This is a genomic window from Micromonospora coxensis (assembly GCF_900090295.1).
Lineage (GTDB): Bacteria > Actinomycetota > Actinomycetes > Mycobacteriales > Micromonosporaceae > Micromonospora > Micromonospora coxensis.
The window spans coordinates 2,018,825-2,039,275 of record NZ_LT607753.1; the positions used below are offsets into that span (position 1 = coordinate 2,018,825).

The following is a 20,451-nucleotide window of genomic DNA, read 5'->3' on the forward strand; positions in this document are numbered from 1 at the left end:
GGTCCAGATGTCAGCATGGCGACTCAGCAGTCGTGATATCGGAAGCGCGGCCGAGCCGGACGCCGCCTGGGTCGTCCCGCCCGGGACGGCTGACCAGATCGACCTCGGGCGGGCGCTCGGAACGGTCATCCGTCGCAGGAGGTGACCTTCCGCCCTGGCATGGGACGTCCTCCCACGGGTATGACGGATCCATGAGGGCTAGCTTCCGGATTGGCCGGATCGCGGGCGTACCGGTCGGGGTCAACTGGAGCGTCCTGGTCATCTTCCTGCTGATCGCCTGGGGGCTGTCGGCGAACCAGTTCCCCCGGGCCTACCCGGACCGGCCGGTGGCCGCGTACGTCGCGGCCGGGCTCGCCGCGGCGGTGGTGTTCTTCCTCGGCCTGCTCGCCCACGAGGTCTCCCACGCGGTGGTCGCCAAACGCAACGGCCTGCAGGTCGAGGGGATCACCCTGTGGCTCTTCGGCGGCGTCGCCGAGCTGCGCGGCGAGGCGCCCAACCCGGGCGCGGAGCTGCGGATCGCCGGGGTCGGCCCGCTGGTGAGCCTGCTGCTCGGGTTCTTCTTCGGCGGCATCGCCCTGGTCCTCACCCTGGCCGGGGCGGAGGGGCTGCTGCTCGGGTCGCTGGCCTGGCTGGCCGGGATCAACGTGCTGCTGGCGGTCTTCAACGTCCTGCCGGCCGCGCCGCTGGACGGTGGCCGGCTGCTGCGGGCCGCCGTGTGGAAGGCGACCGGGGACCGGACGAAGGCGTCCGTGGTGGCCGCCCGCGCCGGCTGGGTGCTCGGCGCGCTGCTGATCGGCCTCGGGCTCGTCCAGTTCCTGGTCGGGTTCGGGGTGGGTGGGCTCTGGCTGGCGCTGATCGGCTGGTTCCTGATCGGGGCGGCCGGTGTGGAGGAGCGGCAGGCCCGGATGGGCAGCGCGCTGGCCGGCGTCCGGGTCGCCGACGTGATGACCCCGCAGCCGCAGACCGCCTCGGCGGAGATGACGGTCGCCGACTTCGTCGACCACTACCTCTTCGCGTACCGGCACTCGGCGCTGCCGTTGACCGAGGCCGACCGGCCGGTCGGCCTGGTCACCCTCGACCGGGTACGCGGCATCCCCGCCGACCGGCGCGCCACCACCACCCTCGCCGAGGTGTCCTGCCGGGCCGAGGACCTGGTGCTGGCCCGGCCGGAGGAGGAACTCAACGACCTGTTGCCCCGACTGAGCGAGTGTGCCGACGGTCGGGCGCTGGTCGTGGTGGACCAGCGGCTGGTCGGCATCGTCTCGCCCAGCGACATCAGCCGGGCCGTGCAGCGCGGCAGCCTGCGCCACCAGCTGGCCACCGACCGGCCCTGACCGGCGGGCGCCGGGACGGCACCGGGCCCGGCAGCCTCCACCACCGGATGGCCACCCGACCCACCCCGACCGCCAGGCACCGAGCCGACTTCGGCCGGGCCACCTCGTCGCCGCCGGGTCGAGAGGGCGGCCGGGTCAGGCGGGCGGTGGGGTGCGCACCCCGTACACCCGCAGGACGCTGGTCCGCAGCGCGGCGAGGGCGTCGGCGGCGGGCATCCGGCCGGCGGCGGCCTCGGTCCCGGCGGCGTGCCCGAGCGCGACGGTGGCCGCGATCAGCCAGTCCGGCGACAGGTCCGGGTCGAACTCGCCGGCCTGCTGCCCGCGCCGGATCAGCCGTTCCAGCCGGTCGAACACCGGCACGTGCAGATCCTCGGCGGCGGCTGCGGGGACGGCGCTGAGCAGCGGGAACCGATCGAAGATCGACCAGCTCACCTCGACCAGCCGCAGCAGCGCCCCGGCGGCGGGACCCTGATCGAGATCTGCGGCGTCCATCGCCGCGACGGCCTCCTCGGTGAGCCGGTGCGCCACCGCGCCGAGCAGCGCGTCCCGGGACGGGAAGTGGGCGTAGACGGTCTGCCGGGAGACGCCGGCCGCGGCGGCCACCTCGTCCATGCTGGCCTGTGGCCGGTCGCCGAGCACCCGCAGCGCCGCGTCGAGGATGGCGGCGACGCTGCGCCGCCCCTCGGCGCGCATCCGTCGCGGCCGTTCCGCCTTCATCTCTGACACGGTTGTCAACGCTACCTCCAACCCTTAGCCTTGACAGCATCGTCAAGGCTAAGGAGGCGACATGACCGCGCTGCCCGGCAACGACCTCGCCGGCTATCTCCGGTCCTACGTCCAGGAGATGGGCTTCGGCACCGAGGACCCCGAGGTCGTCCTGGACCGCTACCACACCCCGGATCTCGTCTGGCGCAACGACGGGACGGTGCTCGGCCGGCAGCGGCTGATCGACCACGCCCGACCGGTCCGCCGCACCGCGACCGACGGGCACGTCGACATCCACGACACGCTGGTCGACGGCGACCGGGTCGCGGCCCGCTACACCCTGCACACCGTCTCCCGTGGCCGCCCGGTCACGACCGACATCCACCTCTTCGGCCGGCTCGCGCCCGACGGCCGGCTGTGCCGCATCGACCAGCTCACCCGGATCGTGCCCACCGGTACGGCGTCGTGACCGACCACCCCCGGCTGCTCCCGGCCGTACGCGGACTCGCGCTGCTCTTCACCGGCCTGCTCGCCGGAGCCTTCGGTTACGGCGCGGTCAACGTCGTCCAGACCTTCAAGGCCGTCCCGCTCGACGTCCGGCTCACCTTCCACAGCGCGCTGATGCGGATGAACGGCCCGGTCATCCAGTCCACGATGGCACTGGCGTTCCTCAGCTCACTGGCGCTGGCCGTGCTGGTGCACGGCGCCGCCCGCCGGGTGGCCGCCGCCGCGTCCGCGCTGGTGGCGGTCTCGTTTTTGGTGACCCGCCTCGGCAACGTGCCGATCAACGGCCGGATCAAGGTGTGGGCGGTCTCCGGCGCGCCGCCCGACCACGCGGCGATCCTGCGCCGCTGGGAGCTGTTCAACGACATCCGGACCGTCGCCGCCCTGGTGGCGTTCCTGCTGCTGCTCGCCCTGGTCGCCGCGGTGCGGCAACCGCGGTGAGGCCCGCCCCGCGTCGCCGCCGGGTCCACCGGCAGCGACGTGGGGCGGGGTCGGGTCAGGCCGCGATCCGCTCCACCGGGATCCACAGCTCGGCATCCGCCTGCGTGCCGTCCGCCGAGATCCGGGTACGGGAGATCTCCGGCCCCGGCCGGCTGCGGTACGCGTTGGCCGGGAACCACTGGGTGAACACGTCCCGCCACAGGTGCTGCACCGCCGCCGGGAACTCGCCGGTGGTCTCGAAGACCGCCCACGTCCCGGCCGGCACGGTCACCTGGTCCAGCCCTTCCGGCACGTCCGCGCCGGTCACCACGGCGTACCAGTAGTCCAGCTCGACGCCCTCCTCGCGGTCGTCGCCCAGCTTGTCGCTGGCGTGCACGATCCCCGCCGGCTCCTGGTCGGACAGGGCCTCGATCCGCTCCACCGTCGCCGGGTCGATGCTCCGGACGAACGCCACGATCGCCGGATTCATCCCCTCGTGGACCAGGGGCACCCGGGCCCGCCTCCCCACCATCCTGAACTCCGCCTTCTCCACCACGCGGTACCGCATGCTGCCACTCCCCTCGACGACGAGACGGAAGGAGAGCCGCTGCTGCGAGCGCAGGGCCGCGCCCGTACGCCGGGCCTCACCGGGCCCGACCCCGTGCATCGCCCGGAACGCCCGGGTGAACGCCTCGGTCGAGCCGTACCCGTGCCGGACCGCGATGTCGAGCAGGATCCGTTCGCCGGCCGCCACCTCGGCCGCGGCGATGGTGAGCCGCCGCCGCCGGACGTACTCGGACAGCGGCATCCCGGCCAGCGCGGAGAACATCCGCCGGAAGTGGTACTCCGACGTCAGCGCGATCCGCGCCAGCTCGGTGACGTCGATCCGCTCGTCCAGGTGGCGCTCGACGTACGCCATGGCCTCGTTCAGCCGCTCCAGCACCGGGTCTCCCTCCTGTTGCCGGGATCCACGCTAGGGACGCGACCGGGCGGCGGACCCGACATCCGGTGCCCGCCACGGTCGGGTCAGCGGCGGGGGAAGTAGTGGTCCAGCAGGTCGGTGCGGAACTTGCCGCCCGGATCCCGCTCGGCCAGCAGGTCGAGGAAGTCGGCGTACCGGGGGAAGGTGGCGGCCACCGCCGAGGGGTCGAGGGTGAAGACCTTGCCCCAGTGCGGGCGGGGCGCGAACGGGGCCAGCCGCCGCTCGACCTCGGCCACCACCGGCAGCACCGCCGCCGCGTCGTCGACCCAGGTGAAGTGCACGGCGAGCGTGTCCCGGCCCTGGTTGGGGCTCAGCCACAGCTCGTCGGCGGCGACCGTGCGCAGCTCGCAGACCTGCAGCACCGGGGCGATCCGGTCGCGCACCTCGGCCAGCGCGGCCAGCGCGGCCGGCCCGGCCGCCCGGGGCAGGTGGTACTCGGACTGGAGTTCGTCGCCGCTGCTCGGGGTGAAGCCGAGCCGGAAGTGCGGCAGCCGCTCGTGCCACGGGCCGGGCTCGCCGAGCTGCGCGGTGCAGTTGACCGGGTCCATGCCGGGCACCGGGTGGGCGGCCTCGGTGGCCGGCGTCGTCCCGAGCCAGTCGGCGGGCGGGGGCGGCCGGTCGGCGAGCTGCTTGCGCCACACCATGTCGATCGTCGACGACCGCCAGGAGGTGAACCCGCTGACGCTGTACGCCGAGGCGAACGCCGCGTCGAGGGCGTCGACGGGCAGGTCGCGCTGCACGTACTGCTGGACGGTGAAGGTGGGCGTCACGTCGAGGGTGACCCGGGTGACGACGCCCAGCGCGCCGAGCGAGACGACGTGGCCGGCGAACCGGTCACCGTCGGCCCGGCTCACCGTGACCAGTTCCCCGTCGGCGGTGACCAGTTCCAGGCCGGCCACCGCCGCGGCCAGGTTCCGGTTGCCGTCACCGGAGCCGTGGGTGCCGGTGACCACCGCGCCGGCCACCGAGATGTGCGGCAGCGAGGCCAGGTTGGCCAGGGCCAGCCCCTCGGCGTGCAGCCGGGTCGCCAGGTCGCCGTAGCGCACGGCGGCGGCGACGGTCACCGTGCCGCGCTCCCGGTCGATCTCGACGGTGGGCGGCAGCCCGGCGAGGGAGACCAGGTCGCCGGTGGTGTCGCCGAGCCGGTTGAAGGAGTGGCCGGTGCCGACGGCCCGGATCCGGTCGCCGGCGGCGACGAGCCGGCGCAGCTCGTCCACCGTGGCGGGCCGGTGGAAGGCCCGGGCGGCGTACGCGACGTTGCCGGCCCAGTTGCGGCGCGGGAGGTCGGTCACCATGTCACCCCGGTTCCTCGATGAGGGCGGCGACGAGGGCGTCCAGCGCCTCGTCGACCTGGAGCACACTGTATCCGCGGCCGGCGCGGGCCAGGCCGGTCGCCCGGGCCCGGTCGATCTCGGCGCGGGCCGCCCGGCGCAGGTCCGCGTCGCCGGAGGCGAGCGCGTCGCGTCCCTGCCGGACCAGCGCGTCGACCACGTCGATCCGGTAGCCGCGCAGCGCGACGGTGAAGTCGGGGTCCGCGAACGTGCTCCGGCGTCGCGCCCGGGCGTCGAGGAAACGGTCGCCCGCGTGGCGGGCCAGCGCCGCCGCCAACTCGTCGGGCGACTCCCGGATCCCGGCGAGGTCGAGCAGCTCCACCGCCGGCCGGTCGTCGAACGGGTGGCGGGACCGCGCCGGGCCGAGGCGGGTGCCGGGGGCGGGCACCGCGAGCAGGCGCGGCGCGGCGGGGACGCCGGAGCGGGGCGCCGGCTGGTCGAGCACCACCGCGTCCAGCTCCGGCCAGCCGACGCGGCGGCGCAGGCCGGGCCGCCGGACGGTCAGCCCGTCGGCGTCGACGACGAACCGGAAGGGGCGCAGGGCGCCGGCGAGCACCGTGCCGCCGAGCGCGATGCCGCCCAGGGCCACCAGCGTCCGCAGCAGTCCGTGGCCGATCGTCAGCAGCACGACGCCGGCCAGGACGCAGATCAGCGGCAGCACCAGCCGGCCCGCCCGCCGGTGCAGCTCCACGTCGTACCCCCGTCCGTCTGTCGCATCATCCGACACGCGGTTGTCCGCGGCGTCCACGGGGCACCATGGACCGATGAGCAGCTACCGCGATCCCATCCTGCACGGCGACGTCTACCCCTCCGAGGAGGAGATGGACCCGACCGGCGTCGGCCTGGAGCCGGAGGCCGCGTCGGCGGCGTACCCGGCGACCACGCCGACGCCGGCCCCCACGCCCGAGCCGGAGCCGCCGACGCCGGGGCCCAAGCCGGCCCCGCGCTCCGGCGGCCCGGGCTCGCTGTCGATCGTCACCCACCACCTGGACGGGTCGACGCAGGTGGTCACGGACCTGGACGGCGACGGCATCGCCGACGTGGTCCAGGTCGACCTGGACGGGGACGGCGTCCCGGACATCACCTACCTGGACAGCGACCGGGACGGGCGGCTGGACACCGTGCGGCGCGAGCCCGGAACCACGGCCCCCTCCCGCTGACCGCGCAGGGGCGGGTCAGAGCTGCGGCGCGACCTCGGCGGCGACCAGTTCCAGGTGGTCCAGGTCGGTCAGGTCGAGCAGCTGGAGGTAGATCCGCTCGCTGCCCGCCTGCGCGTACCGGCCGATCTTGTCGACCAGCTCGGCGGGGGTGCCGGCCAGGCCGTTCTCGCGCAGCTCGGCGGGTTCCCGGCCGATCGCCGCGGCCCGGCGGGAGATCTCGGCCTCGTCCCGGCCGCAGCACAGCACCAGGGCGTTGGACCAGCGCATGGTGGCCGGATCGCGGCCGATCTCCGCGCACGCCTCGCGGACCCGGCCGAACTGGGCCACGGTGTCGTCGAGGGAGACGAAGGGGAGGTTGAACTCGTCGGCGTAGCGGGCGGCCAGCCGCGGGGTGCGCTTGGGGCCCATGCCGCCGAGCAGGATCGGCGGGCGGGGCTGCTGCACCGGCTTGGGCAGCGCGGGTGAGTCGGCCACCGGGTAGTACGTGCCGTCGAAGTCGAACGTCGCGCCGGCCGGGGTCTCCCAGAGCCCGGTGATGACCGCGAGCTGCTCCTCCAGCCGGGCGAACCGCTCCCCCAGCGACGGGAACGGGATGCCGTACGCGGTGTGCTCCTCGGCGTACCAACCGGTGCCGATGCCGAGTTCGACCCGGCCGCCGCTCATCTGGTCGACCTGCGCCACGGTGATGGCGAGCGGGCCGGGCAGGCGGAAGGTGGCCGCCGTCATGAGCGTGCCGAGGCGGATCCGGGAGGTGTCCCGGGCCAGCCCGGCCAGGGTGGTCCAGGCGTCGGTCGGGCCCGGCTCCCCGCTCACCGCGCCCATCTTCAGGTAGTGGTCGGAGCGGAAGAAGGCTCCGTACCCGGCGTCCTCGGCGGCGCGGGCCACGGCGAGCAGCTGGTCGTAGCTGGCGCCCTGCTGGGGTTCGGTGAAGATCCGCAGTTCCATGGTCCGAGCATATGGAGTGGACGGCTCCGTCGCTTCCGGACCGTCGAGACCCTGGACCGCGAAAGGTCTTGCACGCTTTTCATATGCCCGCAGGCGACTTTACGCCATGCGGCAGCGGGGAAATCCATGGTTCACAATCAGCCCCGTCACTGTTACCGTCTCGGGAACCCGAAACTTCTTGCGTAACTTGCAGGAAATTCACGCCCGCGTGGCAACGCTCCCACTCCGTCCCCGAGGAGAGCACCATGAGGTTCCCCCGCTCGCGTGCCGCCGTACCGGCGGCCGCACTGGCCGTCGGTCTCGCCGCGGCCACCCTCACCACCGTCGCGGCGGCCGATCCGCAACCGGCCGCCGCCGCCCCCACCGTCCGCGCCAACGGCGACGCCATCGTCCACCTGTTCCAGTGGCGGTGGGACTCCGTCGCCGACGAGTGCGAGTCCACCCTCGGCCCCGGCGGCTGGGGCGGCGTGCAGGTCTCGCCGCCGCAGGAGCACGTGGTGATCGCCAGCGCCGAGGGCGCGACCCACCCCTGGTGGCAGGACTACCAGCCGGTGTCGTACCGGCTGGACAAGACCCGGCGTGGCACGAAGGCCGACTTCGTCGACATGGTCGAACGATGTCGGGACCAGGGCGTCAAGGTCTACGTCGACATGGTGCTCAACCACATGAGCGGCAGCGGCTCACAGGGCAACGGCCCGGGCAGCGCCGGCACCGTCTACTCGAAGTACGGCTACCCCAACCTCTTCGACGACGGCTCCGGCGACAGCTACGGCTACGCCGACTTCGCCTCCTGCTACCGGCGGATCAACAACTGGGGCAGCAAGAGCGAGGTGCAGGACTGCGAGCTGCTCGACCTCGCCGACCTCGACACCGCCAACCCCGAGGTACGCCGCAAGATCGCCAAGTACATGAACGCGGTGATCGACCTCGGGGTGGCCGGCTTCCGGGTGGACGCCGCCAAGCACGTGGCCGAGCCGGAGCTGGCCGACATCTACCAGCGGCTGCACGACGTGCCCGGCTTCGGCGGCCGACCGGACATCTTCCAGGAGGTGTACGGCGACGCCACCACCCCGTACACCTCGTACGCCGGCCTCGGCGCGGTGACCAACTTCGACTACCAGCAGTCGGTCGCCTCGGCGTTCCGCAACGGCGCCATCTCCGGGCTGGCCTCGATGCCGAACTACGGCGGGCTGACCGGCGCGCAGTCGATCACCTTCATCGACAACCACGACACCCAGCGGGCCACCCCGACGCTGACCTACAAGAACGGCGCCCGCTACTACCTCGCCGACGCGTTCATGCTGGCCCACCCGTACGGCCGGCCCCAGCTGATGTCCAGCTACGCGTTCGGCGCGGTCACCGCGCAGGGACCGCCGAGCAGCGCCGACGGCACCACGAACGCGACCGACTGCGCCCGCGCCGAGTGGATCTGCGAGCACCGTGACGAGCAGGTCGCCGGGATGCCCTCGTTCCGCAACGCGGTGGCCGGCACCGGCATCGGCACCGTGGTCACCGACGGCTCCGGCCGGCTCGGCTTCGCCCGGGGCGACAAGGGGTACGCCGCGTTCAACGCCACCGGCAGCGCGTGGAGCCGCACCTTCGGCACCGCCCTGCCGGACGGCACCTACTGCAACGTGGCCCGGGGCACCTTCGACCGGGCCACCGGCGCCTGCACCGGCGGCACGGTGACCGTCTCCGGTGGCGCGTTCACCACCAGCATCCCCGCCGACCGGGCGGTGGCGCTGCACGTCGACGCCCGGGTCGGCGTCGCCTCGCCGTCGCCGACCGCCTCGCCGTCGCCCAGCGGGTCGCCCTCGCCGAACCCGGACGAGACCCCGACCCCCACCCCGACGACGAGCGCGCCGGCCGGCTTGACCCGCATCACCGCCACCGTGCAGACCGATCCGGGCCAGGAGGTGTACGTGGTCGGCTCGCTGCCGCAGCTCGGCGCCTGGAACCCGGCCAACGGGGTGAAGCTCGCCACCACCGCCGCCGGTTACCCCTCGTGGACCGGCTCGGTGAACCTGCCCGCCGACGCGGCGTTCGAGTGGAAACTGGTGAAGGTCGGCAACGGCGGCGTGGTCTGGGAGAACGACCCGAACCGCAGCGGCTCGGGCGGCACCGCGCTCGACGCCACCTGGAACCAGCGGACCACGAGCACCCCGGTCGGCGCGCCGGTGAGCTTCCGGGCCACCGCGCAGACCGTCCTCGGGCAGAACGTCGTCGTGGTCGGCGACATCCCGGCCCTGGGCGGCTGGGACCCGGCGCGCGGGCTGCCGCTGTCGGCGGCGAGCTACCCGACCTGGACGGGGAGCCTGACCCTGCCGGCCGGCACCGCCTTCTCCTACAAGTACGTCAAGCGCGCCGACGACGGCACGGTCGTCTGGGAGTCCGGGGCGAACCGCACGGTCACCGCGACCGGCGCGGTGACACTCACCGACACCTGGCGCTGAACGACGACGGGGGCGGTCCGCACGGGACCGCCCCCGCACTTCCGACCGCACCTGAACAGCGGGGCCCATCGTGATGGTGTCCGTCGACGCCTTCGCCGTCCTGGCCGAGCCGAACCGGCGGCGAATCCTCGACACGCTCCGACGCGCGGAGCACAGCGTCGGCGAACTCGTCGACGCGCTGGGCATGAGCCAGCCGGCCGTCTCCAAGCACCTCAAGGTGCTGCGCGAGGCCGGCTTCGTCACCTGCCGCACGGCGGCACAGCAGCGCATCTACCGCCTCGACGTCCGCCCGTTCCGCGCCGTGGACGGCTGGCTGGAGCCGTACCGGGAACTGTGGACGGGGCACCGTCCCGGCGAGGAGTGAGGCCGACCCGCCGCCGGGTGCCGGGACGGCCGGGCTCAGGGGCTGCGGCGGGGGCGGTGGCCCGCCCGGCGCGGGCGCGTCGGGCGGGCCGGGTCGGGCGGGCGTCGCTCAGACGTACGGCCGGGTCGCGTACGCCGCCCGCAGCGCGGCCAGCCCGCTCGCCTTGGGCGACAGCGTCCCCCAGCCGGAGTTGAAGTAGTTGGTGCGCACGATCCGGGGACCCCGCTCGGCGTTGAGCTGCGCGATCGCCGCAGGCACCGTGGCGATCCAGGCGGCCTGGTCGGGGAACTCGGCGACCCGCACCCCCCACTCGGCGACGATCACCGGACGGGAGAGCGCCACCGGCCCGAGGTCGGCGACCGCCCAGTCCTTCGTCCGGCGGAACCGGCCCAGCGCGGTGTGGCCCGGGTCGATGGCGTAGACGTTCCACTGCAGGAAGTCCAGCCGGGACATCAACGACTCCGGGTGGGTACGCCGGAAGCAGGCCCGGTCGAAGCCGCCCGAGCCGACGGAGAAGGTGGTGCCGGCGGGCAGCGAACGGGCCTTGAACCAGTTGACGATGTAGGTCATCGCCTGCACCGCCCGGGCGTCGGAGTCCGCCCAGTCGTACGCCACCCCGGACTCGGTGGTGCCGAACTCGTGGTCGGTGTCCAGTTCGGAGGCGAGCTGGATGGTCACCGGGAAGCCCATGGTGCGGTACTGCGACAGCGCCCGGGCGAACAGCCCGTCGCAGAGGCCGGCGAGCACCTGGCCGTACCCGTACGCCCTCGGCCAGGTCGTCCCCGGACGCTGCTGGATGGTCATCGCGGGCGCCGGGACGGTGTAGCTGACGCCGTCCACGGTGAAGGTCTGCGGGCCGGTGTTGGCGGCGCCGTAGTGCTTCAGCTCCAGCACCATGTTGATCGCGACGCCGTTGCGCCCGAGGGTGAGCAGCCAGGGCTTGTTCCAGCCGGGGAAGAGGTAGCCGTCGGCGAAGCTGCGGTACTGGGTGAGCGAGCGGAAGTTGCCGCCGGCCATGTCGGCCGTCGGGTCGCCGTTGCCGGAGAGGTAGTAGCCGCCCAGCACCGGCGGGGCGACGGTGTAGTCGGCGGTGGTGGTCGCGGTCCGCCCGCCGGAGTCCCGGACGGTGACGGTGACCCGGGGCATCACGCCACCGCCCGGTAGACGGCCACCGTGCCGGTGTCGGAGATCCTGGTCCAGGTCCGCCCGGAGTCGTCGGAGACGGTGACGGTGAGCGGGTCGATGACGGCGGTGACGCTGACCGGGGCGCTGCTGTTGCCCTGGGCGTCGGTCACCACGATCGTGACGGTGACCGGTCGGGTGTCCGGGTCGCCGTAGGTGACGGTGAGGGTCATCAGATCGCCCGGGGAGTAGGTCGAGGCGTTGAGGCTGGCGCTGACGGTGGGAGCGGCCATCTCCGCCCCCTCCTTCCTTGCTCGTGCGCGGCGGGCAGCCGCCCGCGCGCGCCCGGTCGTCCCCGCGGGGAGTGCCGTCGTGACGGCGTCGACCGGAGGTGGGATGACGTCGGTGTCCGGACGGGCTGACGCCGTCGGCGGTGCCGGGCGGCGTCGGCCGGGCCACGACCGGGGCGCGGACGCGGTCGGACCGGCGGGAACCGGGTCCACCGGGCGGCGTCGGAGCCGGGCTCGGCGGTGCGGCGTCCGACGACGGCCACAGGGCCGCCGTCGGGGCCGGCGGGAGGGGACGTGGCCCGCCGTCGCAGCCTCTCCACCTGCATAAACAATGCTCCGGGAGGGGGTACGGCGTCCTGTCGGCCATCCGTCCGCCGGACTGTCGCCCCGCTGGTTGCGCGGCGGCGAACCGCGGTCGGGAGGGTCAGCCCTCGGCGGGCACGGCGGCGGCGCGGGTCGCGTCGACGACGGCCACCGCCTTCGAGGGCAGTCGCGCCGTCGAGCGGAGGAAGAGGGTGTGCCGGTCGCCGATGCCGTCCTCGGCCGTGATCTCGATGTCGAGGGTGTCGACGACCGCGAGGGCCCGGTACGAGAACCGGCCCAGCCGGAAGCCGTCGGTGGCCCGCTGCTGCGGTACGACCGGGGCCCGACCCAGCCAGAACAGCTCGACGTCCGCCGGGCCCAGCCCGTGGGCGCGCAGCTCGTCCTCCAGGTCGGGCAGCCACCGGAACCGTCGCGTGCCGTCCGCGCCGTGGAACGACACGCTCCAGGTGACGGCGAGGATCTGCGCGTGCCCGGGCCCGCCGTTGTGGAAGTACAGCGACCAGGCGTACCCGGCGGTGTCCTCCTCCACCCAGGAGTACCCGAAGTGCGGCCGCATCGTCCGGGCGAACTGGGCCCGGGCCAGCATCAGCCCACCGAAGACCGCGAGCAGGTTCGCCGTGGTGGGCAGGTCGACCACGGAGAGCCGCCACGGCAGGTCCCGGGCGTCGACGGTCGCGTTGGCGCGGACCGCCTCCCAGAGGAAGTTCACCGCCAGCAGCACCATGACGGCGGCGGGCAGGGTGACGAACAGTCGGGACCGGTGGACGGTGTGCCAGTGACGGTCGACCGCGCCCGCGCCGGCCCGCCGGTGCACGGCCGCCTCGGTGTCGTCACGTCTGCTCACAGCGACTCCCTGTGCCGGGGTGCCCGGCAGCGTACCGACGCGCCGCAACCGCCCCGGCCCCGTCGGTGCGGACGCCGGCCGGCCGCCGGGTCAGCCGGCGCGGCGCCGGCGGGCCAGGTCGGCGAGGACGCTGACCAGGGTGGTCCCGGTGGCCGTCCCGATCAGGACGAGCGCCGCCCCGACCACCCAGAGACCGCTGCTGTCGGTGGCCGCGGCGTGTCCCGCCCAGGCGCTGGTGAACGCCACCGTCATCACCGGGGCCACCAGCCACGGGCGGAGCCGCCGGCCGGCGACGGCGGCGACCACGGCCAGGGTGAGCACGCAGCCGGCCACCTGCCACCACGAGTACGGGCCGCTTGTCGCGCCGGTCTCCGGGTCGGTCGTGTAGCCGGTGTCCCAGCTCAGCCAGGCCGCCCAGGTCGCGACAGTCACGGCCGCGAGGATCAGGCCACCGAGGAGGGTACGGGTACGCGGGGTGTCGGTCACGCCCCGATCCTTCCCGCTGCGGCCGCCGGACGGTTGAGCACCCGTACTCACGATCGGACCGAGGTGGGGCGTCCACCACGCCGACCGGCTCTGCTCGCACCTGTCCCGCGTCGCGCCCGGCCCGGCGGCGGTTCAGCTCCGGGCGGCCGCCGGCGTCGCCATCAGCTCGACCTCGGCGGTCCGCGACCGCTCGATCCGCCGGGCCAGGTCCCGCACCCGCTCGCTGACGCCGGCGCGCACCTGCGCCCGGGCCAGGTCGGCCGCCGTGCGCTGGTGCGCGCCGAGCACCTCGCGCAGCACCCGGTCCACCTGGCCGGCCGGGGCCGCGCGGAGCCGGGCCAGTCCGCGCGGGGCGTCGCTGTGCCCGGAGTGGTCGTGCGCGGCGGCGGCGGCCAGCGCCGAGGGGCCGGCCTCGGAGAGCCAGCGCCGCATGGTGGCCAACTCGTCGGCCTCGGTCACCTCGATCGCGGCGACCAGGGTCCGCAGCTCGGCGTCCGCGACCCGGGCCCGACCGAGCCGGACGATCTCCAGCGTCTCCGTCGTGTGCGCCACCATCATGCTGAGGAACAGCACGTCGATGCCGCTGCTCGGGACGTCCCCGCCCGGCGCGGCGGCCGGGGCGGTCGCGGCCGGAGCGGAGCCCGGGGCGGTCGCGGGCGCGGGCCCGCCCGCGCAGCCGGCGGTGGCGAGCAGGGCCACGGTCAGGGTGGTGGCGATCAGCCGGGGCATGCCAGTTCCTCCGTCGCGGGTGCCGGGATCGGGTCCGGGTGCGGCACACCGCCGAGCGTGGGCCGCACCCGGAGGGTCAGACCTGGGTCCAGAGCGCCGGCACGTTCGGCGGCTCCCAGCCGGCGATGGCGGTGTGCGCCTGCCGGCAGCGGTACGTCAGGCCGCTGTAGGTGACCTGGTCGCCGACCTGGTAGGAACGGCCCGCGGTCCAGGTGCCGCCCGGTGCCGGCGTGCCGGTCGGGCTCGCCGTCGGGCTCGCCGTCGGGGTGGGTGACGGGCTGGTCGGGGTCGGCGTGGGCGTCGAGCCACCGCCGCCGATCTGGAGGTCCACGCAGGAGTAGAAGGCGTTGGCGGTGTCGGCGATGTTCCAGATGGCGAGGAGCTTCTGCCGGCCGGAGAAGCCGCCCAGGTTGACGGTGTGCGAGACGGTCGCGCCGGGCTGCTGCCCGCCGCCGTTGACGACCGCGACCCGGGTGCCGCCGATCCAGTACTCCCAGTTGCTGGTGGCGTGGCGGGCGGTGTTGACCCAGGTGAAGGTGACCGAACTACCGACGGAGGTGGCCGGCCAACCCCGGCTGTCGTCGTTGAGCACGGCGAACTGGGGGATGCCGGCGTGGCAGCTGCGCAGGCCCTTGGGGCCTTCGACGCTCTGCGGCTCGTACTTGATCTGGCCGCAGTCGGGCACCCGGTTCTGCGCGCAGAGCGCCTGCCGGCTGGGCGGTGACGAGACGTAGCCGTGCGCCTGGGCGGGCGCGGCGACGGCCAGGGTGGACGCGACGACACCGGTCGTCACGAGCGGGATGGTGATCCTTCGACGCATGGTGGCAGCTCCTCGGGGGACGACTGGCTGCGGGAGATGCCCACCAAGTTAAATTAAACCTTGTTAACAGTAAAGACCCCTGTCGATAAAGTCGTCACCACCCGGCGCGAACGCTGCGGGGCACGTCGGGTCGACCCGACGTGCCCCGCAGCGCTGCCCGACGAGGTCAGGTCGACGTCTGGTAGTAGCAGGCGTTCCTGGCCCAGCGGATCGGACCGACCCGGGTGCCCCAGGAACTCCAGCCGTCGGCGGTGGCCGTGTGCCAGTACCGCGCCAGGTAGCTGCCCGTCGCCGTGCGCAGTTCGGTGTGGTCCAGGCCGTCGTCGTACTGGATCTTGTGCTGGGCGCTCATCGCGACACCGGAGGCGGCGTCCACGTCCCCGTCGTCGAAGGACGAGACGACCGTCCAGTCGGTCCCCATCGCCGACTGCGGACGGCTCGCCAGGCCGCTGAGGAAGCTGCTGCCGGCCTGCATCTCCTTGCACTGCAACCAGAGGGTGAGACTGCACCAGCCGGCGAACGTCGCGCCGGCGTGCGGGGTGCCCAGCGTCACCACGTCCTCGACGTAGACGTAGGGCGGGTAGCCCGTGGTCCCCTTGGCCACCTCGGTGAGAGCCGAGCGGATCACCAGCCCGCCCATGGAGTGACCGACCACGTCGACCTTGACGCCCTTGGTCGAGTAACGGTGGTAGATCTCGTTGGCCAGGGCCCGGCCGACCGTCTTGATCGACGTCGAGGTGGTGTCGCCGTTGTACATGATGTCGCAGTTGGTGTTGCCCGAGTAGTAGCCGAACGTCGTCAGGTCACCCGTCCAGCCGGTGTCCGTGAACACCGGCGTCACGGCCGACCAGTACGCGTCGCAGTCCGCGTTGCCGTCGGGGCTCCAGCCATGGATGAAGATGACCGGGTTCGCCACGCCGTTGGCCCGCGCCGGGGCGGCGAGCGCGGGCGTCTGCGCCACGAGCGTGAGCCCTCCGGTGAGCAGCAGAGTGGCGAGCAGCGCCAACGTTCGTCGCATCTGTCCGTCCTTGTTCACGTGAGCCGGGAGCCGCGCACCTGGCGGGCCTGCCGTGAGCGGCGCTCGGCATTGTTCCTCACCACGGACTCGTCGGTCCATACGCGAGATCCCGCACGTCAGGGCCGCGATCGGGCCGGCACGGACCATCGCCGGTCCCGGGGGCGGGACCCGTGGCCGGTCCGACGACCTGCGCCCGTGTCCTAACCTGGCGACCGTGCGAAGCAGCAGGAGATCAGGCGATCTGATCGCGGAGGCCCAGGCCGACGCCGAACGGGAGCGCGTCGAGCAGGAGCGGGTGGACGCGACCCCGGAGCGGGACGGGGACGGCACCGTCCCCCGGTCGACGACGGACGCGGCGAGACCGGGCCGGCACGCCGGCCACTGGCTCGTCGGCCTGTTTCCGCTGGCATTCCTCGGTCACCTCGTGGTGCAGGTGGTCTTCGGTGCCGAGGGGCGGGCCTGGTTCCAGGAGCGGGCCTGTGCGACCAGCGGCTGCACCGGCCCGGCCATGACGGTGGTGGGCTGGCTGCTGATCGCGCTGCCGTTCCTCCTGGTGGTGCCGTACATCGCCTACTGGTCCCGGCTGAACCCACCGGCCCGGGCCGCCGGCCTCGTGGTCGTCGTCCCCCTCGCCGTGGCCGGGCTGCTCTTCGTGCCCGGGCGAGGCAGTTCCCTCGACGAACTGGTCGACGGCCCCGGCTCGGACGCCCTGGCCACCGGCATCACCTGGGCCGGCGTCGGCATCGCCGTCGGTGTGCTCGCCCTGCTCGTGGTCAGCGTGATCGCGGCGCGGCGGAGAGCGGTGCTGCCGAAGCTCTGGTCGACGCTCACCACCATCGGCGCCTGCGTGGCGATGCTCGGGGTGGCGCTCGGCCGGGTCGCTCCGGTCCCGGTGACGGCCGCGCAGGCGCTTCCCGAGCGGACCTTCACCGCCGCCGGGGACACCCTGACCCGGACGGCGGCCCGGGACCAGCCGGGCTGTGCCGGAGTGCTCCCCGACGAAGGGCTCCTCGACGGCTGCCTGCGTACCGTGGAGGGAACCTGGACCACCGACGACAGCGACGCCGTGGTGCACCTCGCGGCGGTCTTCTTCCCGAGCGAGTCGATGGCACGGGACCGCCGGGCCGGCCTGCCCGACGACGTCGCGCAGACCGGAGTGACCGGCGACGTCCTCACGGTCGAGTCGGTGTCGGGGAGCTGGGTGCTGTTCAGCAGCGTCGGGCACGCCGACGGGCGGACGATCGCCGAGGCCGACCGGGGCTGGCTGCTCTGGTCGTCCGGCCAGGTCGCCTACCGGTTCATCGGTCACCAGGTCGGGTTCCTGGTCGCGCCCTCGCCGAAGAACGGCATCGGCCCGCGCACCCCGTGACCTTCCGCAGTCGACGGTGGACGAGTCGCGCCACCGGTACTCCTCAGCCGGCCCGGCGCACGTGGTCTGATCCGGCGCTGGTCGCGCCCTCCGACACGGTCAGGTGGGGGATACCGCACCCGGCCGGGTGCCGATAGTGTCCACGGGTCGCACAATCCGTTCATCCGGAGGGCTCCGTCATGAGGATCGGACTTCCGTGGCTGCCCCGAACGGTCGCCACCGTGCTGCTCCTTCTCGGAGGGGTCGCCGTGCCCGCCGCGTCCGCCTCGGCGGCGCCGGCGGGGGCGGACCTCACCGCTGAGCTGGCCGGCGGGACGATTCCGCTGGGAGTCACGAAGAAGACGCTCCACCTGAAGATCAGCAACCGGGGCGACGCGACCCCGACCCGGGTCGTCGTCCGGGTCGACGCGTCGGACCTGGACCGGTTCGACTTCAGGATCTCGCTCTGGCCGACCGGCGGGCCGCGTGACTGCGACGGCGATTTCTCCGGCTGGTACTGCCAACTGCTGCCGGACCAGCTTCCGGGGCCGGGCGAGACGGTGGAGCTGCCCATCCTCGCCACCGTCCAGGCCGAAGAGCCCCTCGCGGGCCGGATCAAGGTGACGGTCGAGGTCAGACCGGAAGACACGAATCCGGCCGACAACATGAAGTGGTTCCCGATCGAGGTGGTGGACAACCCCGAAGCCGACCTCTCGGTGGTCGCGCCGGACGTGACGCAGTCGGTGCGGGTCGCGCCCGACGGCAGCCTGAAGTCCACCGGCACGTTGAATCCGGGCGAGACGGGCGCGGTGCGCTACACGATCGCCAACCAGGGGCGGAAGCCGGTCGGTGGCGTCAAGGTCGAGCTGCGCGCGCCCACGGGCGCGACGTTCACCAGGCCGCCGGGCGAATGTGTCCTCGGTGACGCCGGGCGTACGGCGGTCTGCACCTACGACCGGCTGGCCCTCGTTCCCGTCGACCAGGACACCAACCCCAAGGACAAGGTCCACTCCGCCGTCGAGCTGTACCACCTGGTGACGGTGCCGGCCGCCACCAAGGCGCCGGTCACGTTGCGGGACGGATCCGTCCGGGTCGAGGGCCTGAGCGAGGCGCGGTCGGAGCGTTCCGCCCCGGCGCGGAGCGAGCTTCCCGCGAACGCCGTCGCCGTACCGGCGGCCGACGTGGACGACAGCGACAACCAGGACGGGTTCGCGATCGTGGTGGCCGCGAAGAGCAGCGGCGGAGGTAGTGGCGGCAACCCCGGTGGCGGTGGTGGCGGCCTGCCGATCACCGGGTCCCCGACCGGGCTGATCGCCGGGGCCGGCCTCGCCATGCTGGTGGGTGGCGGCGTGCTGCTGCTCTTGACCCGACGGCGCCGGGCCGTCCGATGACCCTCGACGGATGACCGGTGCCGGCGGCGCGCCACCGGCCTCAGGGCCCCGGCCTCCGGGCCGACGGCCCGTTACGGATGACCGTGGTGTGCTGCCCGCGAATCCTCTCCCGCTTCGCCGCCGAGGTGCTTGCTTGCGGGTTGGGGGCGACGGGTGGAGCCGTCGTGGGGTCCGGTCAGTACGACGTGACCGCTGTATCCGGGACCGAGGACGATGGTCGCCCGGCTGGTGGGTGGGGCGCTGAAGGCACTGCTCTCCACCGCTGGTATCGCAGGAGTGAAGTCCGGCCCGCCGAGGTCTCCGGCGTCCGCCGCGTCACCGTCACCCATGACCACTCCTCCGTCATCGACTCTGCGTACGCCCAGGGGCCCGGGGAACCCGCCGATGCGATCCGACCCCTGGCATGCAGGATATGTTGCCTTCCACTATATTGGGTGAGTGAGTTATCGAGTGATGACAGAACCGGCCTTCTTCATCCTCACCGCGTTGCTCGACGCTCCGCGCCACGGCTACGGGATCGTCGCGGAGGTGGCGGAACTGTCGCGCGGCCGGGTGCAGCTGAAGATCGGCTCCCTGTATGGGGCATTGGACCGACTCGTCGGTGACGGCTTGGTCGAGCTGGACCGCGAGGAGGCATGGCAAGGACGGTTACGCCGGTATTACCGGGTGACCGAGCAAGGCCGCGACGCCCTCGACGCGGAGGCTCAACGGCTGGCCGCCAATGCGCGCCTCGCCTCGATCCGGTTACGCGACCGGCGGAACCCGATCCCAGGGACGCCGTCGTGAGTCGGCTGGAGGAGCGCTATCGCTTCCTCTTGCGAGTGCTGCCCGCCGCCTACCGACAGGATTGGGAAGACGACATGGTCGCCGCCTTCCTGGACAGCATGGAAACCGACGACCCCGAGACCACCGCGTACGTCGCAGACTACGGCCGGCCGAGCCTGTCGGAGGTCGCCAGCATCGTGTCTCTCGCGGTTCGGCTGCGTCTCGGCGGGGCTGACGCGCCACCCCGCTCATACGCCTGGGGACAAGCCGTGCGACTGGCGACCCTGATGGCGATGCTGACCCACGCCGTCATGGTCACCGCCAGTATCGCCGTCACACTGTGGCTCTCCGGGAAGATCGCCTGGTTGCCGACTCCCGCACCGGAATTGGCGCTCACTCCATCGTCGACCATCTGGCGCACCACGTGGGACCTCGCCGGCTACGCCTGGTTGCCGGCCTACATCGCGCTCGTCCTCGGACACCGACGCGTGGCCCAGGCAGTCGCCCTGCTCGCCGTGGTGCCTCCCGCCATCACCACCGCCGTGGAACAAGCCGCCGGTGACGTACCGCTGTCCGTGTCGCCCTGGGCCATGCGGCTCATCGACGTCTTCCTGCTACTCGCCATGGCGGCCTTCCACCACGGCGCCCCACCTGTGCAGCGCCGGCCCTGGCTCGTCGCGCTGCCGATCGGCATCCTCCTCGTCCCCGTGCCGCTGTTCACCATCCAGGCAATCGAACCGGCGCTGAGGCTGCTGGACTGGCCGGGCCTGTTGTGCGCGGCGGTCACTGCCGCCATGGTGATCCACCTGACCGTTCGGGTATCCCGTGGCCCATCCCGCACACTGCCATGGTCACTGGCGTTCACCCTGCTCGCGGTAACCACGCTCGCCCTGCGAGCCGCAACCCTGCCGGACTACCACGACCAGGCACAGCGCAGGACACTCGCCACGATCGCATCGGTGGAGGTCATCGCCGTTCTTGCGGTAGGCGTACCGCTCGCGGTGCTAGCCGTTCGAACGCTGCGCCGACTGCCACCCGTCCTCGCCACCGCCCCGAGACCCACCACACCGCAGTAGGGACTCGCCGACCTCGGCGCCACCGGTCCGAGACGCAACC

The 20,451-nt window shown here is 73.3% G+C and carries 22 protein-coding genes; 10 read left to right on the forward strand and 12 right to left on the reverse strand.

Annotation, left to right across the window (positions count from 1 at the left end; translation table 11 throughout):
- Positions 1-191 precede the first annotated feature (191 nt).
- Entirely contained in the window at positions 192-1,334 is a 1,143-nt protein-coding gene (locus GA0070614_RS08895) for a site-2 protease family protein (protein ID WP_088975505.1), read from the forward strand.
- Between the two features lie 135 nt (positions 1,335-1,469).
- Here the strand turns inward: GA0070614_RS08895 and GA0070614_RS08900 are convergent, their stop codons facing one another.
- Complete coding sequence (locus tag GA0070614_RS08900) at positions 1,470-2,051, reverse strand: TetR/AcrR family transcriptional regulator (RefSeq protein WP_088975506.1); 582 nt, start codon at positions 2,049-2,051, stop codon at positions 1,470-1,472.
- Positions 2,052-2,121: 70 nt separating this feature from the next.
- Here GA0070614_RS08900 and GA0070614_RS08905 point away from each other — a divergent pair, with 70 nt between their 5' ends.
- Positions 2,122-2,508: a nuclear transport factor 2 family protein gene (locus tag GA0070614_RS08905; protein WP_088975507.1), complete on the forward strand. Its 387-nt coding sequence runs from the start codon at positions 2,122-2,124 to the stop codon at positions 2,506-2,508.
- Positions 2,505-2,984 carry an anthrone oxygenase family protein gene (locus GA0070614_RS08910; RefSeq protein WP_088975508.1) on the forward strand — a complete coding sequence of 160 codons (480 nt, stop codon included), beginning with the start codon at positions 2,505-2,507 and terminating at the stop codon, positions 2,982-2,984. Before GA0070614_RS08905 ends, GA0070614_RS08910 begins: the two co-directional genes overlap by 4 nt.
- A 55-nt stretch (positions 2,985-3,039) precedes the next feature.
- Here the strand turns inward: GA0070614_RS08910 and GA0070614_RS08915 are convergent, their stop codons facing one another.
- From GA0070614_RS08915 to GA0070614_RS08925, 3 genes are all read right to left on the reverse strand, one after another.
- Positions 3,040-3,906, reverse strand: coding sequence for an AraC family transcriptional regulator (locus GA0070614_RS08915; RefSeq protein ID WP_088975509.1), 867 nt, complete (start codon positions 3,904-3,906; stop codon positions 3,040-3,042).
- An 83-nt stretch (positions 3,907-3,989) separates the two neighbouring features.
- Positions 3,990-5,240 carry an FAD-binding protein gene (locus GA0070614_RS08920; RefSeq protein ID WP_088975510.1) on the reverse strand — a complete coding sequence of 417 codons (1,251 nt, stop codon included), beginning with the start codon at positions 5,238-5,240 and terminating at the stop codon, positions 3,990-3,992.
- A gap of 1 nt (position 5,241) precedes the next feature.
- Entirely contained in the window at positions 5,242-5,967 is a 726-nt protein-coding gene (locus GA0070614_RS08925) for a hypothetical protein (RefSeq protein ID WP_088975511.1), read from the reverse strand.
- A gap of 73 nt (positions 5,968-6,040) precedes the next feature.
- Between GA0070614_RS08925 and GA0070614_RS08930 the strand changes: the two genes are divergently transcribed.
- Positions 6,041-6,436: a hypothetical protein gene (locus tag GA0070614_RS08930; RefSeq protein ID WP_088975512.1), complete on the forward strand. Its 396-nt coding sequence runs from the start codon at positions 6,041-6,043 to the stop codon at positions 6,434-6,436.
- 15 nt (positions 6,437-6,451) lie between these two features.
- On the opposite strand, the gene GA0070614_RS08935 is transcribed toward GA0070614_RS08930, so the two are convergent.
- Positions 6,452-7,381, reverse strand: a complete 930-nt coding sequence (locus tag GA0070614_RS08935) for an LLM class F420-dependent oxidoreductase (RefSeq protein ID WP_088975513.1) — start codon at positions 7,379-7,381, stop codon at positions 6,452-6,454.
- A gap of 245 nt (positions 7,382-7,626) precedes the next feature.
- Between GA0070614_RS08935 and GA0070614_RS08940 the strand changes: the two genes are divergently transcribed.
- Both GA0070614_RS08940 and GA0070614_RS08945 read left to right on the forward strand, forming a co-directional pair.
- Complete coding sequence (locus GA0070614_RS08940) at positions 7,627-9,834, forward strand: carbohydrate-binding module family 20 domain-containing protein (protein WP_088975514.1); 2,208 nt, start codon at positions 7,627-7,629, stop codon at positions 9,832-9,834.
- 73 nt (positions 9,835-9,907) lie between these two features.
- Positions 9,908-10,198, forward strand: coding sequence for an ArsR/SmtB family transcription factor (locus GA0070614_RS08945; RefSeq protein ID WP_088975515.1), 291 nt, complete (start codon positions 9,908-9,910; stop codon positions 10,196-10,198).
- Between the two features lie 108 nt (positions 10,199-10,306).
- Here the strand turns inward: GA0070614_RS08945 and GA0070614_RS08950 are convergent, their stop codons facing one another.
- The 7 genes from GA0070614_RS08950 to GA0070614_RS08980 form a co-directional block, all read right to left on the reverse strand.
- Positions 10,307-11,344, reverse strand: coding sequence for a hypothetical protein (locus tag GA0070614_RS08950; RefSeq protein ID WP_088975516.1), 1,038 nt, complete (start codon positions 11,342-11,344; stop codon positions 10,307-10,309).
- Positions 11,344-11,613 carry a hypothetical protein gene (locus GA0070614_RS08955; protein ID WP_088975517.1) on the reverse strand — a complete coding sequence of 90 codons (270 nt, stop codon included), beginning with the start codon at positions 11,611-11,613 and terminating at the stop codon, positions 11,344-11,346. The genes GA0070614_RS08950 and GA0070614_RS08955 overlap by 1 nt, the downstream gene beginning before the upstream one ends.
- Before the next feature lie 421 nt (positions 11,614-12,034).
- On the reverse strand, positions 12,035-12,778 hold the full coding sequence (locus tag GA0070614_RS08960) for a hypothetical protein (RefSeq protein WP_088975518.1): 744 nt from the start codon (positions 12,776-12,778) through the stop codon (positions 12,035-12,037).
- A 90-nt stretch (positions 12,779-12,868) separates the two neighbouring features.
- The gene (locus GA0070614_RS08965) at positions 12,869-13,264 is read right to left on the reverse strand and encodes a hypothetical protein (RefSeq protein WP_088975519.1); all 396 of its coding nucleotides are present in this window, start codon (positions 13,262-13,264) and stop codon (positions 12,869-12,871) included.
- Positions 13,265-13,396: 132 nt separating this feature from the next.
- Positions 13,397-13,993, reverse strand: coding sequence for a DUF305 domain-containing protein (locus tag GA0070614_RS08970; RefSeq protein ID WP_088975520.1), 597 nt, complete (start codon positions 13,991-13,993; stop codon positions 13,397-13,399).
- Between the two features lie 76 nt (positions 13,994-14,069).
- A complete protein-coding gene (locus GA0070614_RS08975; RefSeq protein WP_088975521.1) occupies positions 14,070-14,813 on the reverse strand; it encodes a lytic polysaccharide monooxygenase in 744 nt (247 codons plus the stop codon).
- A 166-nt stretch (positions 14,814-14,979) separates the two neighbouring features.
- A complete protein-coding gene (locus GA0070614_RS08980; protein ID WP_157744967.1) occupies positions 14,980-15,831 on the reverse strand; it encodes an esterase/lipase family protein in 852 nt (283 codons plus the stop codon).
- 214 nt (positions 15,832-16,045) lie between these two features.
- On the opposite strand from GA0070614_RS08980, the gene GA0070614_RS08985 reads away from it, so the two are divergent.
- From GA0070614_RS08985 to GA0070614_RS09000, 4 genes are all read left to right on the forward strand, one after another.
- Positions 16,046-17,200, forward strand: a complete 1,155-nt coding sequence (locus tag GA0070614_RS08985; protein ID WP_157744968.1) for a hypothetical protein — start codon at positions 16,046-16,048, stop codon at positions 17,198-17,200.
- Positions 17,201-17,379: 179 nt separating this feature from the next.
- Complete coding sequence (locus GA0070614_RS08990) at positions 17,380-18,570, forward strand: COG1361 family protein (protein ID WP_157744969.1); 1,191 nt, start codon at positions 17,380-17,382, stop codon at positions 18,568-18,570.
- 453 nt (positions 18,571-19,023) lie between these two features.
- Positions 19,024-19,356: a PadR family transcriptional regulator gene (locus GA0070614_RS08995; protein ID WP_088975525.1), complete on the forward strand. Its 333-nt coding sequence runs from the start codon at positions 19,024-19,026 to the stop codon at positions 19,354-19,356.
- Entirely contained in the window at positions 19,353-20,411 is a 1,059-nt protein-coding gene (locus tag GA0070614_RS09000) for a hypothetical protein (protein WP_088975526.1), read from the forward strand. Before GA0070614_RS08995 ends, GA0070614_RS09000 begins: the two co-directional genes overlap by 4 nt.
- The last annotated feature ends 40 nt before the right edge of the window (positions 20,412-20,451 follow it).